Source organism: Clostridium sp. C8-1-8 (assembly GCF_009928445.1).
Lineage (GTDB): Bacteria > Bacillota > Clostridia > Clostridiales > Clostridiaceae > Clostridium_AR.
The window spans coordinates 39634-58797 of sequence record NZ_JAABNO010000032.1 but is presented as its reverse complement, the minus strand read 5'-3'; the positions used below and the strand labels follow the sequence as shown (position 1 = coordinate 58797).

At 31.2% G+C, this 19164-nt stretch carries 12 protein-coding genes; 2 read left to right on the top strand and 10 right to left on the bottom strand.

Annotated elements, in window-relative coordinates; genetic code table 11:
• Positions 1 to 853 precede the first annotated feature (853 nt).
• A complete protein-coding gene (gene cls, locus GXK57_RS22395; protein WP_243156492.1) occupies positions 854 to 2290 on the top strand; it encodes a cardiolipin synthase in 1437 nt (478 codons plus the stop codon).
• 138 nt (positions 2291 to 2428) lie between these two features.
• On the opposite strand, the gene GXK57_RS22390 is transcribed toward cls, so the two are convergent.
• From GXK57_RS22390 to GXK57_RS22365, 6 genes are all read right to left on the bottom strand, one after another.
• Positions 2429 to 2890 carry a VanZ family protein gene (locus tag GXK57_RS22390; protein ID WP_160680241.1) on the bottom strand — a complete coding sequence of 154 codons (462 nt, stop codon included), beginning with the start codon at positions 2888 to 2890 and terminating at the stop codon, positions 2429 to 2431.
• Positions 2891 to 2947: 57 nt separating this feature from the next.
• Positions 2948 to 3802 carry a hypothetical protein gene (locus GXK57_RS22385; protein WP_160680240.1) on the bottom strand — a complete coding sequence of 285 codons (855 nt, stop codon included), beginning with the start codon at positions 3800 to 3802 and terminating at the stop codon, positions 2948 to 2950.
• A 323-nt stretch (positions 3803 to 4125) separates the two neighbouring features.
• On the bottom strand, positions 4126 to 5556 hold the full coding sequence (gene glgA / locus GXK57_RS22380; RefSeq protein WP_160680239.1) for a glycogen synthase GlgA: 1431 nt from the start codon (positions 5554 to 5556) through the stop codon (positions 4126 to 4128).
• A 254-nt stretch (positions 5557 to 5810) separates the two neighbouring features.
• Complete coding sequence (gene glgD, locus GXK57_RS22375) at positions 5811 to 6917, bottom strand: glucose-1-phosphate adenylyltransferase subunit GlgD (RefSeq protein WP_160680238.1); 1107 nt, start codon at positions 6915 to 6917, stop codon at positions 5811 to 5813.
• Between the two features lie 19 nt (positions 6918 to 6936).
• Positions 6937 to 8085, bottom strand: coding sequence for a glucose-1-phosphate adenylyltransferase (locus GXK57_RS22370; protein ID WP_160680237.1), 1149 nt, complete (start codon positions 8083 to 8085; stop codon positions 6937 to 6939).
• 252 nt (positions 8086 to 8337) lie between these two features.
• Positions 8338 to 8775 carry a hypothetical protein gene (locus GXK57_RS22365; protein WP_160680236.1) on the bottom strand — a complete coding sequence of 146 codons (438 nt, stop codon included), beginning with the start codon at positions 8773 to 8775 and terminating at the stop codon, positions 8338 to 8340.
• A gap of 178 nt (positions 8776 to 8953) precedes the next feature.
• Here GXK57_RS22365 and GXK57_RS22360 point away from each other — a divergent pair, with 178 nt between their 5' ends.
• Entirely contained in the window at positions 8954 to 10207 is a 1254-nt protein-coding gene (locus tag GXK57_RS22360) for a DNA polymerase IV (protein WP_347709109.1), read from the top strand.
• Between the two features lie 83 nt (positions 10208 to 10290).
• On the opposite strand, the gene GXK57_RS22355 is transcribed toward GXK57_RS22360, so the two are convergent.
• From GXK57_RS22355 to glgB, 4 genes are all read right to left on the bottom strand, one after another.
• Positions 10291 to 12153: a glycoside hydrolase family 13 protein gene (locus GXK57_RS22355; RefSeq protein WP_160680234.1), complete on the bottom strand. Its 1863-nt coding sequence runs from the start codon at positions 12151 to 12153 to the stop codon at positions 10291 to 10293.
• Between the two features lie 166 nt (positions 12154 to 12319).
• Positions 12320 to 14755 carry a glycogen/starch/alpha-glucan phosphorylase gene (locus GXK57_RS22350; RefSeq protein ID WP_160680233.1) on the bottom strand — a complete coding sequence of 812 codons (2436 nt, stop codon included), beginning with the start codon at positions 14753 to 14755 and terminating at the stop codon, positions 12320 to 12322.
• Positions 14756 to 14974: 219 nt separating this feature from the next.
• Positions 14975 to 16408, bottom strand: a complete 1434-nt coding sequence (gene glgA, locus GXK57_RS22345; protein WP_160680232.1) for a glycogen synthase GlgA — start codon at positions 16406 to 16408, stop codon at positions 14975 to 14977.
• A gap of 43 nt (positions 16409 to 16451) precedes the next feature.
• Positions 16452 to 18908: a 1,4-alpha-glucan branching protein GlgB gene (gene glgB / locus GXK57_RS22340; RefSeq protein WP_160680231.1), complete on the bottom strand. Its 2457-nt coding sequence runs from the start codon at positions 18906 to 18908 to the stop codon at positions 16452 to 16454.
• Positions 18909 to 19164 lie beyond the last annotated feature (256 nt).

Here is a 19164-nt window from a genome sequence, read left to right as displayed (position 1 = left end):
AGTCTAGTTTTAGACTTTGTTTATTTTACTCTGTTTAATTTTCAAAGACCAAGTTTGTTGTTATCGCTCATCAGCGACTTTTACATCTTAACATTTCTAAGATGTTTTTGTCAACACTTTTTTAAAACTTTTTTTAATTTCTTTTAATCAGTTTTAATTTCGTGTTTTTTGTTTGTCGCGTTTGTTTCAGCGACGTGTTTTATAATAACATGTATATAACCATCTATGCATATATATTATGCTATTTATATATATTTATTCATGTATATAATCATTTTTTCTATAAATACCTCCAAATATCTACAATTGATACACTAGGATATGTTTACTAACATATTTTGCTATACCCAGCATATATCTCATCCAAATAATAACTAATATGTATTATTGAAGTTGAAAGACATTAATATAATCTGTATTCTTAAGTATAAAGATATTTATTTTTTCAATATGAGTAGCTATATTTGCACATCTTTTTTGTTAATATATGATAAAATATCCTTGCAAGAGCCACTTTCTTAGTATTCATATATAGTTTTTCAACTATAATAGTTTTTATTTATCAGTATATATATTTGAGTATTATTCTTTAACAATAAACTTCGAAATAAATATATAAACACACATTGTATGAATTTATATTAGTTATTATTGTTTAATAAACTTGTTTCTTATGTTTATTATTTGTATATAATATAATGTATTTAAAATTAAATTTATTATTATGGATATTTTAAAAATTCAGTGTTTATATAATAGATGGCATATTAGCAAACTACTATAACTAATTGATATTAAAATTTCAAATTTATTAGAAACTATTTAATATTAGTGTGGAGGATTATTAATTATGATGAAACTGCCCAGCTATATGATGTATATGATTTTTGTTATTAACTTTATTCTTTCAATTACTATAGTAGTATTGGAAAGAAAACAACCAGCGAAAACCTTAGCCTGGCTTCTAGTTCTAGCTCTAATGCCTCCTGTAGGTTTATTCTTATATGTTTTTCTGGGCAGAAACTGGAAGATACACAAATTAAACGATGAAGGATTTTCAAATCAAATCCAAGACCTAATATCCCCTACACTTAAAGAGTTTAAAGATAAAACCTATATTCCTTTAATAGAACTATTAGCTAATAATAGCGATTCACCGGTGTTTTTAAATAATGATATATTTGTTTTTAAAAATGGAGTTGAAAAATTTAAAAAACTAAAAGAAGAATTACTAAAAGCTAAGCATCATATACATCTTGAGTACTATATAGTAAAAAGTGATACTATCGGTAACGAAATAAAAGAAATACTAATAAGAAAATCTCTGGAAGGCGTTCGAGTTAGATTTATTATCGACAGAGTAGGTGCGGCTAAGATGAAAAGGAGTTACATTAGAGAGCTTAGATCAGCTGGAATTGATGTAGTTCTATATTCTTATTTTCTATCCCCTATACTAAAACTTATAAATACGCAAATAAATTATAGAAACCATAGAAAAATTGCTATAATAGATGGAAAGGTAGGCTTTTTAGGCGGAATAAACATAGGAGATGAATACCTTGGTAGAAGCAAGCTAGGTTACTGGAGAGATACTCACATCATGGTTAAAGGCGATTTTGTTATGGGCCTTCAGGCAGTATTTTTAGATGACTTTATGACTATCCAGCAAGCAAACAATTATTACAGCTTTTATGATCAAGAGTTCGATCAGTACTTTCCTACAACAACTATTGAAACCCCTATAGCAATGCAATTAGTAAAGAGTGGTCCAGACTCTACATTTCCAGCCATAATGCAAGGAATGCTTAAAATGATAACTATGGCTACTGATAGTATTTATATAACAACTCCTTATTTTGTTCCTACTGAAAGTATAATGGATGCATTAAGAATATCCGCCCTCGGTGGAGTAGATATAAAAATAATCTTTCCTGAGAGAGCAGATCACATAACCGTTAACAAAGCTTCAAGAACTTATCTAGGCGAACTAATGAGATGTGGTGTTAAGGTTTATTTTTATAACAAAGACTCCTTTGTTCATGCCAAGTCTATGGTTATAGACGGAAAAATCTGCACGTTAGGCACAGCAAATATGGATATAAGAAGCTTTGATTTGAATTATGAAATCAATACAGTTATATATAACTCAGACATATCTAAAAAACTAGAGGATTTATTCTTAGAAGATCTTAAAAATTGTAGGGAGTTTACATTAGAAGAATACGAAAACTCAGATAAGCTTAATAAAGTGATAGAAGGTGTGGCAAGAATATTTTCTTCACTTCTTTAAAAATTATACTTTTCTACACAGTTAAAAAATCGCTAAAGTTAACTTTAGCGATTTTTTGCGTATCTCCATTTCCCAATGCAGATACGGAAAACTTTGCAGACTAATAAGTTTTATTTTTATAATGTATATCATAAAAAACTATACTGCAGAATTGCTATATTTGAGTTTAAATATATTCCTGCAATAAAGCACTACACTTCCAAATAATGCTCCAGCTGTATCAATCAAAACATCTCTAAACTTAGCTGTTCTTCCTGGCACAAAAATTTGATGAAACTCATCAGTACAAGCGTACCCAAAGGTTAACATTACACCATAAATAATCGCCAGCTTTTTACTTGTATAATTCTTTAACAAATTATATGCAAAGCCAAATAGAATCAAATACTCTGTAAAATGCGCAGTCTTTCTTACTATAAATGTAGCTAAATCACCTAATAAACTATCTAGATTTAGTCCAAGTGCATTAAAAACATATATAACTAATTCACTTTGTTTGTCAGATTCAGTGCCATTCTTTGCAGAAAAAGCAAAAATAACAACCATCCAAAGTATTAATAAAGTCCAACTTATCCTTAATTTAGCTGTTCCTCTCTTCATTAGCTCCTCCATCATTTATAATTTCTATAAAAACATTATATATTGGTTAATTTCTTATTACAACTTATGTGAACTATTATACATACAATGTTTATAAATAATATAAAAACTAATTAATAAAAAAAGTATTTCAGCCAAGAATGGTATATCTCTATATTGCCACTTCCAATTAACAGTTCTAGATAGCAATTGCTCATAACTCCACAAATAGCTGTTTGATCTTGTCTCAACACTGTAATAGGGATAAGACATCACATTATTAAGCTTTAATTCATCTTTTACATACTTTGGATAATAATAAAAGGTCATTAATGAGTTAATTGAATATTTGTTTACTATAGTATTATCTTTTAACAAAAGTACCTTTGAGAGAAATGATTTTTCAGTTATATTTTTTCCCTTGAATATTATATTTACTTCCAACAATACGTCACCATCTATATTCCCAGCTGTATCAATGATATCTTTGGAACTTACATATTCTTTCCTCTTATCAATTATATTTATATCTATTCTAGAAAATTGATCTATACTTTTACTTACAATTGGTTCAAGTTCTTCATTAATGTACTTAGCCGCATCTGCATATGCATTTACTTGACTTGGATTCTCCTTGTATTCATCATTAATTATCTTAAATTCCGGAGCATCATCAATAGTTATATGAAACTTCTTGAACCTATTTAAGCTAGAATATATAATAATGTTATATTTGCCATAATTATATTCAACATCGCCAATTTCAAGTCTCTCACTTGGATAGCTTAACTTTAGATATTCTTTTGCTACTTCTTTAATCTTCTGCTGCTCAAAAAAGTTCGATTTCTCACTATAGCTATACAAACAAACACTAATAATAAAATATAGTAAAGCTGTAATAACTAATATTAAATAAAATCTTTTGTTATTCATATTTAACTCCTTATTAATTAGTCAAATAATAAAATTCCACCTAATAAGGAATATATTACAAATAACATCTAAAGGTTACATATTTATATTCTTATAATTATCTATCTACTAAATCCTTCATTTTAGGATATGTTTATAAAATTCCTAACTGAAATATTAAGTCATACATGCTCTACAATCACCATAAGCCGCTATTATGGAACAACTATAACTTAAAGAACCCTAAAAGTTAAGTGATTATGAAGGAGATTCTGTATGATCTAGCTAAAGCATAGGATGACTGAACTCTTAATTTCAAAACAATACTTTAACAGAGCCTTATTCTAGATTAGTTTTTCGTATAACCTTTTATATTTATAAGAAGATACCTTCCAGCTATTATCCTTACTCATTATTCTAATGCATAGCTTTTTCCATAAAACTTTGTCTCTATTAAATATATCTACTGCTCTTTTTATTACGTTATAAAATTCTAATGCGTCATACCCTTTAAATGTAAAACCATCACCTTCACCAGTATATTCACTATAATCAATAACTGTATCTTTAAGCCCACCTGTAGATCTTACAATAGGAACCGTACCATATCTCATAGCAATTAGCTGACTTAACCCACAAGGTTCAAATTTTGACGGCATCAAAAACATATCTGATGCAGAATATATCTTTTTAGACAAAGCCTCATTAAATTCTATTATAGCTTTAAACTTGTTATTATATTTCTTTGAAAAGTATCTTAAGTCTTGTTCGTAGTGATCCTCTCCAGTTCCAATTATTATAAGCTGAATATCCAACTCCATAAGTTGTCCCACAATACCTTCTAATAGTCCTACTCCTTTTTGATCTGTAAGTCTTGTTATCATAGATATAACCGGAATATCCTTATCAATATTAAGACCAAGGTCTTCTTGAACTTTTAGTTTATTCTTATACTTATTATCTAAGTTATATGAATCATAATTAAAGTATATATCCCTGTCAGTGGCTGGGTCGAAAACCTCATAATCTATACCATTTTGTATACCGCTCAATAATTGTTTTCTTTTCTCTAAAATATTATTAAGTCCATATCCTAATTCAGGTTCCCTTATTTCTTCTGAGTAAGTCTTACTAACAGTGGTTATCCTATCAGCAGTAAGTATGGCCCACTTCATAAAAGATATTCCTTCATAATATTTTAATGTTGAATCAGTAAAGTACTTGCTTTCATCCAATCCCAACATCCATAGTATATCTTTCCCGTAAACTCCTTGATATAAAATGTTATGAATTGTAAATATAGTCCTAATATTATCGTAAATTGTATTTCCTAGGTAATAAGTACTTTTTAGAGGTATTACTAAAGCTGAATGCCAGTCATTACAATGCAATATATCAGGCTTAAAATCACCCATATATTTGATACCTTCTAAGACTGCTTTTGAAAAGAATATAAACCTTTCATGATCATCATGGTAACCATAGGCATTAGTCCTATAAAAATAAAAGGGGTTATCAATAAAATAATATTGTACACCTTCTGATTTTATAGTAAACAGATTACAATCAACTGTCTTCCAGCCTATATAAGTTGTGAAATTAGCTACCTTCTTCATTTTTCTTTTTATTTTTTTAGGGAATCTATACTTAGGCATTATTACTCTTATATCCACACCCATTTCAATTAGGTTTTTTGGGAGAGCATAAGAAACGTCTCCCAATCCCCCAACCTTCATGAAAGGATATGATTCTGCAGTTACAAACAAAACTTCCATCTATCTACTCCTTATGCATTTATATATGCATATATTCCTCTTTAATTACATTGCTTTATGCGCAGGCGTATTTGTTAAAATAAATTATATATTAATAGTATAATTCTAAATAATTTCAATTAAAATACAATAAATCAAATTATTATCTAAAGGCTTTGTTACCCAAGAAATTACATAAAGCTTTTTAGATTAAAAATAGCTTAGATCGAAACTTGTGATCCAAGCTACTTTTATATTTTATATATATTTAATCTTTATAATATACTTTGTTTCTCTAATACCAATGGAAAGCTTTCAGGGCCTCTAAGATCTTGTCCCTTTGGTATATAAGCCCCTTTATCCGCAATGATATTCGTAAGTCTAGCATTAGGTCCTATTATACAATTTTGAAGTATAATACAATCTTTCACATAGGCTCCTTTATTGATATTCACTCTTCTTGAAATTATACAATTCTCAATGTGTCCTTCTATATAGCAACCATTAGCTATGATTGAGTTTGTTACTTGACTCTCCTTAGTATATTTTGTAGGGCTTTCATCCTTTGATTTTGTATATATAGGACCATTATCATAGAATAATTCAGTATTTACTCTCACATTCAGCAAGTCCATGTTAGCTTTATAATACGATTGAAGTGAATTAACGCAGCTTAAGTACCCAGTAAATTCATATGAATATACCTTTAATTTATCTAAACTCTTATATATACTCTTCTTTAACTTTGTGTTTCTTCCAGTTCGTATACTATCGTATATTAGCTCTATAAATAAATCTTTTCTTAAAAGAAACATTTCCATACATATATTAGCCTCTTTTGCACAGCCTATATTCTCTCCAACACTTTCAATTCTTCCATATTCATTAATATTCAATACATCACAGTCAATAAAACTCTTATCTGCAGTATTAACCTTTTTATATACAACTGTTATATCATTATTACTCTTCTCATGAAAATGCATAATTTCCCTAAAATTAATATTACATATCATATAGGATGGTGCCAATATGACATACTCTTGCTTGGAATACTTAAAAAATTCAAGATTGTCTGCAAAATTATGAACATCATCATAAATAGGATCATCATCTCCGAAATTGAATACCCTTAGACCATTTCTCTTTCTATGCAAATCCCATGGTCTACCATTACTTATATGATCTATTAATGATCTAGACTTATTTTTGGTAAATATACCTATATTCTCAATACCTGAATTAGTCATATTAGATAATATAAAATCAATTATTCTATATCTTCCTGCAAAAGGTATAGAAGCCAAAGGCCTTGTTCTGGTAAGCTCTGTTATTCTGCTATCATTTTCGTCTAAGTTAATTATACCTAAATAATTTTTCAAATTGTGCGCCTCCTCTATGCTACCCTTCTATAATAGTTCCGCTTTTTAAGTCTTCTTTTGCCGGTATTACTGTTATTGACTTGCCATTACCTATCTTACATTCTTTTCTTATTGCTACTCCGCCACCTACAATAGCTTTATTAACAAGAACATTTTCTCCGATTTTAGTATTTGGCATTATTACAGAATCCTTTATTACGGAATTTTTACCTACTACAACCCCTGGAAATAATACTGAGTTTTGCACTTCTCCATGAATTATGCATCCCTCAACAATTAAAGAAGATTTTACCGAAGCAGTTTGTCCTATATATTGAGCTGGTCTTCCTGGGTTTACGGAATAAATTCTCCACTCATCATCATAAAGATTAAGCTCATTATTATCTTTTAATAAATCCATATTAGCTTCCCAAAGGCTATCTATAGTACCAACATCCTTCCAATAGCCTTTAAATGGATATGCCACTAACCTTTTACCTTCACTAAGCATATTAGGAATTATATTTTTACCAAAATCATTAACTGAACTTTTATCAGCTTCGTCCTCTCTTAAAAACTTTTTAAGAGCTTTCCAGTTAAAAATATATATTCCCATAGATGCCTTTGTACTTTTAGGGTTAGCTGGCTTTTCTTCAAATTCATATATAGACAAATCCTCTCTAGTATTCATAATCCCAAATCTAGATGCTTCGCTTAATGAAACGTCAATAACAGCAATTGTTGCATCTGCCTCTTTCTGCTTATGAAAATCAAGCATCTTCTCATAATCCATTTTATATATGTGATCACCAGATAAGATCAACACATACTCTGGTTCATAACCATCTATAAAGGGTATATTCTGGTATATAGCGTTAGCAGTTCCTTTATACCAGTTCCCGCCTCTTTCTTCCTGATAAGGTGGAAGTATCGCTACTCCTCCATCTCTTCTATCTAGATCCCAAGGGCTGCCTATTCCTATATGCGAATTAAGTTCAAGAGGTTGATACTGTGTTAATACCCCAACTGTGTATATACCTGAATTTGCACAATTGCTTAAAGCAAAATCTATTATTCTATATTTTCCTCCAAATGGAACTGCTGGCTTTGCTAGTTTCTTAGTCAATACCCCTAATCTCGACCCTTGTCCACCAGCAAGTATTAAAGCTATAATCTCCTTTTTTACCATTTTAACCTCTCCCTTCGTTTTTCATGACCCGATACTACGCTTAAACTTTTGCCATATTCTGTAATTACTTATTTATTATACCAATTCCTCTTTACCCCTTCAATGTCGTTAGTCCTATATTTCAAGATGTAAACGTGTCCTAAATAAATTTTTATTTATACTCATATATAAAGCCTACACTATATATAAAATATCTATTACAAACATAAATGCCTGCTGCATTTAATACAGGCATTTATGAATAAATAACTTCTACTCTGACATAAACTTAGTTATATACGCAAGAGATTCTTCTAACAGCTCTTGGCTTCCCTGAAGTCCTTGTATCTTATCTTCTAGATTTGATGCTCTTTGGTCTAACCTATATATCATATCCTTAATATCATTTAATAATTTACCGTTATAAGAAACTTGATTTCCGTCAGTGTCTATATATACTTTCTCTGGAGGGTTTCCGCACTTAGTGCATTTAGCATATATACCTTCTTTTTCTGTATCCTTAAATATCTTAAAAGTATCGTTGTCACAGTAAGAACAGTTAGAAATCATGGTAAAGTCATAATAACTTATATCAAAACTATATATAGCTCCACATTCCTTGCATATTATATTTAAGTTGTTATCCTCTGCATTTATATAAAAACTATTCCCATTGCACCCTTCTTTCTCACATACAACAGTTCTAATCATAATAATCACCTCCCATAAAAATTAATATGCTCTTATATATAAAAAAATTCATATACTGAATAATAAATATTTTTTATTTACCTCAGAACATATGTTCTATATAATTGAAATATGGATATAATATGAATATATAAAAAATTACCGAATAAAGTTTTATATTCTTTAGGGAGATATGTATATGACAAAAAGAAGACTAATATTTCATATTGATGTAAATTCTGCTTACTTATCTTGGGATGCATGTTATAGGCTTCAACATGGTGAAAAACTAGACCTTAGAGAAGTTCCATCTGCAGTAGGAGGAAATCCTAAAAATAGACATGGTATAATACTTGCAAAGTCTATACCCGCTAAGAAATATAATATAACTACTGGAGAAACCTTATACTCTGCATTAAAGAAATGCCCCGATCTAGTAGTAGTTCCTCCAAGATACGACTTATATATGAGATGTAGTAATGCAATGGTAGATATACTAAAAGAGTATAGCTCTTCTGTTCAAAGATTTTCTGTAGATGAGTGCTTTGTTGACTTGACTTATAGCAACTCAAATATAAGTGATATTGAATTGGCGAAACAAATAAAAACTAGAATCAGAGATACTCTAGGCTTTACTGTCAACATCGGAATCTCTACCAATAAACTTTTAGCTAAAATGGCATCAGACTTCGAAAAACCAGATAAGGTTCATACTCTTTATCCAGAAGAAATACAAGTAAAGATGTGGCCATTACCAGTAGAAGACTTATTTATGGTAGGTCGCTCCACCGCTCCAAAGCTTAGAGCGCTAAACATAAATTCCATAGGAGATCTTGCAAACTATAATCTAGAAATACTAAGATATGAGTTTAAAAGTTTTGGTCAGACTCTTTGGAATTATGCTAATGGCATAGAAAACTCTTCTGTACTTTCTGAGAGTCATACAACAATGAAAAGTTTAGGAAACAGTACAACAATACCTTATGATATAAAGTGTAAAGAAGAGGCTTATAAGATAATACTTTCGTTGGTAGAAACTGTATCTCTAAGACTTAGAAATTCAGAAAATCTATGTTCTGTAGTATCTTTAAATATAAAAAATACTAGCTTTATGAGTTATTCTAAACAAATAAAGTTATTTACCCCTGTAGATTCTACAATGAAGATATTTGATACCTGCCGCCAGCTTCTAGATAGACTTTGGATTGGTGAACCAATAAGACACATAGGCGTTCATGTATCTGATCTAAGTTCCAATAGCGCGTACCAAATTTCCTTCTTTGATGAAGAACAAGTGGAAAAATCTAAAAATTTAGATAAAGCCATAGATGAAATTAGAGAGAAGTTTGGTGACTATTCTATAGTTAGAGGTGTCTTTATAAACTCCGGAGTTAAACCATTAAGCGGCGGTGTAGGTGAAGATGAGTATACCTTTATGTCTAGTATTTTATAGCTTCACAAACAGCGAAAAAGTCGCTGAAGCGACCTTCAGTGACTTTTGCTAAACTAATTATTATCTTCAAATAAAGCTTTAAATCAAAATAACTTTACCAATAGTTTAACCTCCATCGGTTTAAGCTCTATTGATATAGAACCATTAGCAGAGTAATTTGTATCTGTCTTATAATTACTAATTAAACTTTTGAAGTGACCTCTTATCTCTCCAAACTCTACCTTTATTGTCCTATCTATGTTTCTATTTATAGCAACTAAGATACAGCTGTTCTTATAGATTCTTTCAAAACATATTACATCATCATTAGTATGAAAGAACTTAAGTTCACCTCGTTTTAGTACAAGGCTATTTGATCTAATACTAGCGAGCCTTTTATACCAGCTCAATATTTCCTTATTTTCTCTTCCCCAAGGATAAGCCCTTCTATTATCGGGATCTCGTCCCCCTTTAAGACCTACTTCATCTCCATAATATATTACAGGCACTCCTGGAAAAGTCATTTGAAATGCTGCTGCTAGTTTAACCATGCTTGTAGCAATACTACCATTATTGTATCTATTGTTAAATACAGTATATATTCTTTCAGTATCATGGGTACCTAATATATTCATTGAAGCATAAAAGTTTTCCTTAGGATAATTCTCATATAAACTCATAAATCTTTTAACAAGCCATTGAGAACCTATATCTCTATTAAAAAAAGAAACTATATTATCTCTAAAAGGATATCCCATAACCGAATCGAGCTCTCTTCCATATAGGTACTCCCTTTTCTGACCATAGCTTACTTTATTGGATGCATCTTCCCATACTTCACCTATAAGTACACCATCTTCCTTGGTCTCCCTTATTTTTTTCTTAATAGCCTTTATAAACTCATCTGGAAGTTCATCAGCTACATCAAGCCTCCATCCTGATGCACCCAACTTCATCCACTTTACTATTACAGAATCATCCTTATTCACTATATAATCCATATATGAAGGGTTCAACTCATCTACATTGGGCATATTATCGAAACCCCACCAGCTATCGTATTCATCCGGGTAGTTCCTAAATCTATACCATTGGTAATATACAGATTGTCTAGATTGATAAGCTCCTATGGTTTCATAGTTTCCTTGCTTATTGAAATATATACTATCAGAACCTGTATGACTAAAAACACCATCTAATATTAGTCTTATCCCCAAACTTTTTGCTTCACCACAAAGTTCCTTAAATATATTGTCATCACCAAACATAGGATCGATATTCTTATAATTAGAAGTGTCATATTTATGAGAGCTAGGGGATTCAAATATAGGATTTAGATAAACAGTAGTAACTCCCAATGATTTTATATAGCTTAGTTTTTTTACTATTCCTTTTAAGTTCCCTCCAAAAAAATCCCATCTTAGTATCTTACCACTATTATCTCTTATATACATCGGCTCATCATACCAATTACCATATATAAACGAATTCTTCTTAGGATTACTTACTACCCCGTCATCATTACCATTAAAAAATCTATCAACAAATATTTGATAAATAATTCCTTCTTTATACCAACTAGGAACGGAACTATCTTCATAAACCGTTATCTGATATAATCTAGGATTTTCATAGTATACCTGTCCTATACCACCTAAGCCCTCGCTATTGTTGCCATAATATAAGGTTTGGTTACCTCTTTTAAGTACAAAATAATAGTTTATTATTCCTATTGTTTTAGCAGTAAATTTAGTTTTAAAGAAGCAGGTGTTATACTGACCTTCCTTATGAAACATCTCCATATTTATATTTTGTCTCTGTCCATCAAAATAAATGAGCTCAATAAACGCCTCTTGACATCCTTGTGTTTCAATTAATACGCTAATTTCAGTACCTATTTTAACTGCTCCAAATGGATTTCTATAGTAAGTATTTTGAGAATCATGCAATATATAAAAATTATCCATGCCACTATCCTTCCTAAAGTACAGCTGATAAACTAATCTTTTAATCTTTGAGGTGAAGTGGTACATCTTTAAAAGACTCCTCTTATAATCAGAGGAGTTTTTCAAGCTTATAAGATAAAAGCATTGAAGTCCTTTTAAAAATGCTGAAATCAACTACCAATACAACCTACAAATTCTTATATAGATATCCAGATCCCCATATTCCTGTAGCATACTCCTGTATAGTTCTATCAGAAGAAAATACGCCTGAATGAGCTATATTTACTGCAGCCATACTTTGCCATTTATTTTTATCTCTATAAATACTATCTACTTTATCCTGAGCTTTTACGTATGAGTCAAAGTCTTTTAGAACAAAAAATTCATCATTATAGGTTAACAGATGTTCAAAAACTGTTTTAAATCTATCTTTGTCAGAAGAATAATAACCATTTATTATATCTTGAGTGACTCTTCTTAGTCTTGGATCACTATTACAGGTCTCACATGCAGAATATCCGCCTTTTGAGTAATAATCTAAGACTTCTCTTTCAGTCAATCCAAATATTATTATATTATCATCTCCAACCTCATCTCTTATCTCTACATTTGCTCCATCCAAAGTAGCAACTGTTATAGCACCATTCATCATAAACTTCATGTTAGAAGTTCCCGATGCTTCTTTTGTGGTTGTAGATATCTGTTCACTTACATCTGTAGCTGGTATTATATCTTCAGCTTGTGATACTCTGTAGTTCTCCATATAAACCACTTTAATTTTATCTTTTACTCTTTTATCATTATTTACTTTTTCGCCTACTGCATTTATAAGCTCTATAGTTTTCTTAGCAAGATAATATCCTGGTGCTGCCTTTCCCGCAAAGATGAAGGTTCTAGGCACTATATCCAAATCTGGATTATCTAACAATCTATTATAAAGATCCATTATTCTTAGACAATTAAGCGTTTGTCTCTTGTACGCATGTAATCTCTTTACCTGAACATCAAATATAGAATTAGGATCTACTTTTATTCCATTAGAATCATATATGATCTTTGCTAATGCTTTTTTATTATTATTCTTTATATCAAAAAGCTTCTCAAGAACTGGTGTATCTTTTGAGAACTTTTCAAAGTTCTCAAGGTCTGTAGGATGTTTTATCCAACCTTCTCCTATAGTATCTATAAGCAAAGCTGTAAGTTCTGGGTTTGACTTAATTAACCATCTTCTATGGGTTATACCATTGGTTTTATTGTTAAACTTTCTTGGGAACAGATAATAGAACTCCTTCATCTCTTGTTTCTTCAATATTTCTGTGTGTAGCTTAGCTACACCATTTACACTATGACTTCCTACTATGGCTAAGTTTGCCATTCTAACATAGTTATCTCCTATTATAGACATCTTAGATATCTTATCCCATTGTCCAATATACTTATTCCATAATTCTTCACAAAATCTTCTATTTATTTCCTCAACAATCAGATATATTCTTGGCAGAAGCTTTTTGAACATATCAACGGGCCATTTTTCTAATGCTTCAGCAAGTATTGTGTGATTGGTATAAGAAATAGTATTAGTAGTTATTCTCCAAGCATCTTCCCAAGACATCCCCTCTTCATCCATAAGAATCCTCATTAGCTCAGGAATAGCTAAAGTTGGATGAGTGTCATTAATATGAATAGCAAGTAGATCATCAAGATTCAAAAGATTATGCCCATTATCCTTAAAGTATCTTATTATGCTTTGTATACCTGCAGATACAAAGAAGTACTGCTGCTTAAGTCTTAGAATCTTTCCTTCATAAAATGTATCATCAGGATAAAGTACATGAGATATAGCTTCTACAGAATTTTTATATTCTATTGCCTTTAAAAAGTCACCTCTGCTAAAAGATGAAAAATCAAATTCATTCGATACTGGCTCAGCACTCCAAAGTCTTAAAGTGTTTACCACATCATTCTTATAGCCTACTACAGGAGTATCATAAGGTATAGCCAAAACTGGTTCATAATTGACATGAGTAAAAGTTAATCTTCCATTAACTTCTTCTACTCTTACCTCCCCACCAAACTTAACTATCTCAGACTTATCCGGCTTCTTTATCTCCCATACGTTGCCTTCCCTAAGCCAGTAGTCTGGTGCCTCAACCTGAGCACCATTTATTATTTTTTGCTCAAAGAACCCATATTTATATCTAATTCCACAGCCATGTCCTGGAATATTAAGAGATGCCATAGAATCTAAAAAACAAGCTGCAAGTCTTCCTAACCCACCGTTTCCAAGTCCTTGATCATGCTCAAATTCCTCAAGCTCTCTAAGATCTATATTTAACTCACCCAATGCTTCCTTACATATATCTCTTATACCTAGATTTAAGAGCGCATCTCCCAAAAGTCTTCCTAGCAAAAATTCCATGGAGAAATAATAAACTTGTTTTTCGCCTGTTTCGTTGTATCTTTTATTTGTATCTATCCAAGCTTTAGCAACATAGTCTCTAACTAAACTTCCTAATGTTTCATACTTATTTTGCTGAGTTCCTTTCTCTAATTCCTTGCCGTGAAGTTCTAAAAACTTCTTAAGATAGTCTTTTTTAAAGGCGTCCTTGTCTATGTTAAACATATCTATTCCTCCCTGTTCTAATTTAATAGTATTTATTAAACTAGAAATTAATAAATCTTAAACTGCTACTACTGCCTCTTAAATCATTTCTATCACTATATATTTATATGATTTTATATTTATTTAGTTATAAAATTATATAAAGTTTTAATTTTTAATTTTTATTTTCTAAAGAGCATAGAGGAGTTTTTAAAAAATAGTTTTTGAATTGATATATTTTTAGTATAGTAAAGAATCATAAAGTCCTTTGTAGTCTACTGCAGCCTTTTCCCAGCTGTTATCAGAAATCATTGCATGTCTTATAAGCCCATCCCAAACTTGCTTATTATAATAAGATTGTATAGCGTATTCTATTGTAGAAAGCAACTCATGACTTACATAATTTCTAAAGCTAAAGCCATTTCCTTCTCCATTGAATTTATTATAAGGAATAACTGTATCCTTTAAGCCTCCAGTCTCCCTTACTATTGGAATAGTTCCATATCTTAAAGCTATCAATTGTCCAAGTCCGCAAGGCTCAAATAATGACGGCATAAGGAACATATCTGCTCCAGCGTATATCCTATGGGCTAATTCATCACTAAACATTAGATTAGTTGACACCTTATCAGGGTATCTATATTGTAAATTTCTAAAATGATCTTCGTACCAGCTATCTCCTGTACCTAAAACCACTAACTGAACATTATGCTGCAAAAGCCTATCTGCTATATTTACTACCAAGTCCATGCCTTTCTGATTAGTAAGTCTTGATACTATCCCTATCATAGGTGCATCTTCCCTTTGCGGTAACCCAAGCTGTTTTTGAAGCTCTATCTTGTTTATCTTCTTATCCTGTATTCTATCTAAATTATAATTTTTAAATATATATTCATCATTTTCAGGATTATACCTATCATAATCTATGCCGTTTACTATTCCTGAAAGTACATTGTTCCTCACTCTTAAAAGTCCATCTAGTTTTTCCCCATAATATTCGCTTTGAATTTCTGATGCATAGGTATAACTAACTGTAGATATTCTATCTGAATAGTTTATACCTCCCTTCATAAAACTTACTCCCCCATATAGCTCTAAACTACCGTTATCATATGGTTCCATGTCATATCCAAAAAGTTCTTGCAAAATCTCTGGATCGTAAGTACCTTGAAAAAGTAGGTTATGAATGGAATACACTGTTTTTATATTAGAGTAAAACATATCCTTACTGTATTCTAATTTTAAAAGCACAGGGATCATTCCAGTTTGCCAATCATTGCAATGTATTATGTCTGGTTTAAAATCTAATTCTTTAATAGCATTGAGTACTGCTCTATCAAAGAATGCAAATCTTTCTCCATCATCATAGTATCCGTATAATCCATCTCTGCAGAAGTATCTTTCATTGTCTATAAAATAAAAGGTTACATTATCATATTTATACTGAAAAACTCCACAGTAAGAGTTTCTCCATCCAACTGGAACCATAAACCATTTAGAAAAATAAAGTTCATCCTTAAATTTGCCTTTTATATTTTTATATTTAGGTATTATAACTCTCGCATCAACTCCCTGTTTTACCAAGGCTTTTGGTAGAGCTCCCATAACATCCCCCAGCCCACCTGTCTTTATAAACGGATCTGCTTCAGACGCTACGAAAAGTACTTTTAGCATCTCATTTACCTCCCTTGAATTTATGATAGATATAGATTATCCCTTAGACTCCAAGTTTTTCCTCGCCTATATCTATAGCTTTATCACATTTTAAAACCTCAGTAGAAACCTCCTCATAAGTCTCCTCTATATCATTTATTATATTTATCGGTTTTAATATTAATGTTGCCATTGGAGGTACTTTTATCTTTAATTTGTATTTTTGATTATGCCAAGAGGATTTTTCAGAGAATAAAACCTCATCTATTATTTGTCCTGATCCTCCGTATTCCTTACTATCAGTATTAAATACCTCTTTATAATCTCCTAGATAAGGAACCCCTATGTTAAAGTCGTAATAGACCACTGAAGTAAAATTACAAACATAAATTAATGTATCCAAAGGATTGTCTGTCTTTCTCATAAACACTATAATACTTTGAGTTGAATTATTGGCATCTATCCACTCAAATCCCTTTGGGTCATAATCGAATTTCCATAGTGCTTCATTATCTATATAAAATCTATTTATATCTTTAAAAAACTGCTCTGTATCTCTATGCATATCAAACTTTTCTGCAAGTTCAAACTCCAAGCCTTCATGATTTCTCCATTCAATAAACTGACCAAATTCACTTCCCATAAAGAGTAGTTTTTTACCCGGATGAGCTAGCATATAGGATATGAAAAGTCTAAGACCAGCAAACTTATTCCAATAATCTCCCCACATCTTATCTACCAAGGACTTCTTTCCATGGACTACTTCATCATGAGATATTGGTAAAATAAAGTTCTCGGAATAGTTATACATCATAGAAAAAGTTATTAAGTTATGATGATACTTTCTATATATTGGATCTATCTTAATATATCTAAGCATATCGTTCATCCAACCCATATTCCATTTAAAGTTGAATCCAAGCCCTCCTATTTCTCCTGGCTTAGTAACCATAGGCCAAGAAGTAGACTCCTCTGCAATAACTAATACATTATTTTCTTCCTTGAATATTGCTCTGTTTAGACACCTTAAAAATTCAATAGCTTCAAGGTTCTCATGACCTCCATATTTGTTAGGTCTCCACTCTCCATTTCTTCTGTCATAGTCAAGATATAACATATTAGCTACTGCATCCACTCTGAGACCATCCACATGGAATTCCTTTATCCAGTAGATTGCATTGGATATAAGAAAACTTCTAACCTCTGACTTGCCCAAGTCAAAGTTCGCTGCTCCCCATCCTTTATTTTCCTGCTTCCAATCTTCTTTATATTCATAAGTAGGACTTCCATCAAACATATATAATCCATGCAAATCTTTGCAAAAATGTCCTGGCACCCAATCTAGAATTACTCCTATGTTTGCCTTATGGAAAGCATCTACTAAAGCTCTAAAATCATCTGGCCTTCCATATCTGCTTGTTACTGAGTAATACCCGGTGATTTGGTATCCCCAAGAATCATCTAAAGGATGTTCCATCACTGGCATTAACTCTACATGGGTATATCCATGTTCGCTAACATAACCTGGAAGTATATCTGCAAGCTCAGTATAACTATAAAAACTTCCATCTTCTTTTCTCTTCCAAGAGCCAAGATGAACTTCATATATGTTTATTGGACTTTGATATACGTTAGTTTTACTACGACTTTCTAGCCAAGTACTATCCTTCCAAGAATACTCTGAATATGCTGTAACCATTGAAGCTGTGTTAGGCCTAAGTTCTGACCTAACAGCATATGGATCAGACTTTAATGTAACCTTCCCTGATTCTTTACTTTTAACAGCAAATTTGTAAACAGCAGCTTCGCCTATATTAGGAATAAATCCACTCCATAACCCAGCATCACTAACTCTTTCTAGTTCATTTTCACTCTTGATTTGCCACGAGCTAAAATCTCCAGTAACACTTACTGAAGCAGCATTTGGTGCCCAGGTAGTAAATCTTACACCATTAATGCCATCTTCTTTAACTAAATGAGCTCCCATAAACTTATAACTATCATAATGACTTCCTTCATGAAATAGATAGATATTGAAGTCTGAGATAAAATCATTTACTTTATTCTTATGATCTATTATTCCTTTTTGACTAATATCATCATTGTCCACATTTTGTATCTCTTCCACTAATCCAACGGCACTTTCAGCAATCTTTGATTTAGCTCTACTTCTAGTAGGCTTGACCACTTTTTCTGCAACAGTACCTTTAGCCTTTTCAGTTTTTTTTGTAGTTTTCTTAGCTTTCTTCTCATTGTCACCTTTTGATTTTTGTGCAGTAACTTCTAAATTGTCATCTTTCTTTTTTGTTGACCTCTTAGTTTTTGATACTTTCTTAGCAACTTTATCGTCATCACTAGCAACTTCAGTATTGGGATCTACATTCTTACTAACACCTTCTGTTTTTGATGTTCTAGCTCTACTAGTCTTCTTTCTCTCTCCGTTTTTCCTCTGGGCTAATTCTTTTGTTTCTCCTACCTCTTCAACAATAAGGTTCTCCGAATTATTTTCTAGCTTGCTCATAAATCCTGCCCCCAATATCAAATTATTTTCCATATTTTACTATATTCTACAAAAAGGCTCCAACCCCTTCATTGAAAGTTTAAATGAAAGGTTACAAAGTCAAATTTATAATACATTCAAATGAAACCGTTTATAAATTGTAAACTTTAAACATTCAAGCTAGGTTTACCTAGCAAAAAGTTTTATACTTTACTTAACAGTAAAAAAATTCACCACTGATTTATATTCTATGAAGGTTTTTTTCCACTTATTCTAA

Excerpts from the sequence above, each read along its gene's own strand:
- cls (WP_243156492.1), top strand. The coding sequence starts at position 854 with ATGAAACTGCCCAGCTATATGATGTATATGATTTTTGTTATTAACTTT.
- GXK57_RS22390 (WP_160680241.1), bottom strand. The coding sequence starts at position 2,890 with ATGAAGAGAGGAACAGCTAAATTAAGGATAAGTTGGACTTTATTAATA.
- GXK57_RS22385 (WP_160680240.1), bottom strand. The coding sequence starts at position 3,802 with ATGAATAACAAAAGATTTTATTTAATATTAGTTATTACAGCTTTACTA.
- glgA (WP_160680239.1), bottom strand. The coding sequence starts at position 5,556 with ATGGAAGTTTTGTTTGTAACTGCAGAATCATATCCTTTCATGAAGGTT.
- GXK57_RS22370 (WP_160680237.1), bottom strand. The coding sequence starts at position 8,085 with ATGGTAAAAAAGGAGATTATAGCTTTAATACTTGCTGGTGGACAAGGG.
- GXK57_RS22365 (WP_160680236.1), bottom strand. The coding sequence starts at position 8,775 with ATGATTAGAACTGTTGTATGTGAGAAAGAAGGGTGCAATGGGAATAGT.
- GXK57_RS22360 (WP_347709109.1), top strand. The coding sequence starts at position 8,954 with ATGACAAAAAGAAGACTAATATTTCATATTGATGTAAATTCTGCTTAC.
- GXK57_RS22355 (WP_160680234.1), bottom strand. The coding sequence starts at position 12,153 with ATGGATAATTTTTATATATTGCATGATTCTCAAAATACTTACTATAGA.
- GXK57_RS22350 (WP_160680233.1), bottom strand. The coding sequence starts at position 14,755 with ATGTTTAACATAGACAAGGACGCCTTTAAAAAAGACTATCTTAAGAAG.
- glgA (WP_160680232.1), bottom strand. The coding sequence starts at position 16,408 with ATGCTAAAAGTACTTTTCGTAGCGTCTGAAGCAGATCCGTTTATAAAG.
- glgB (WP_160680231.1), bottom strand. The coding sequence starts at position 18,908 with ATGAGCAAGCTAGAAAATAATTCGGAGAACCTTATTGTTGAAGAGGTA.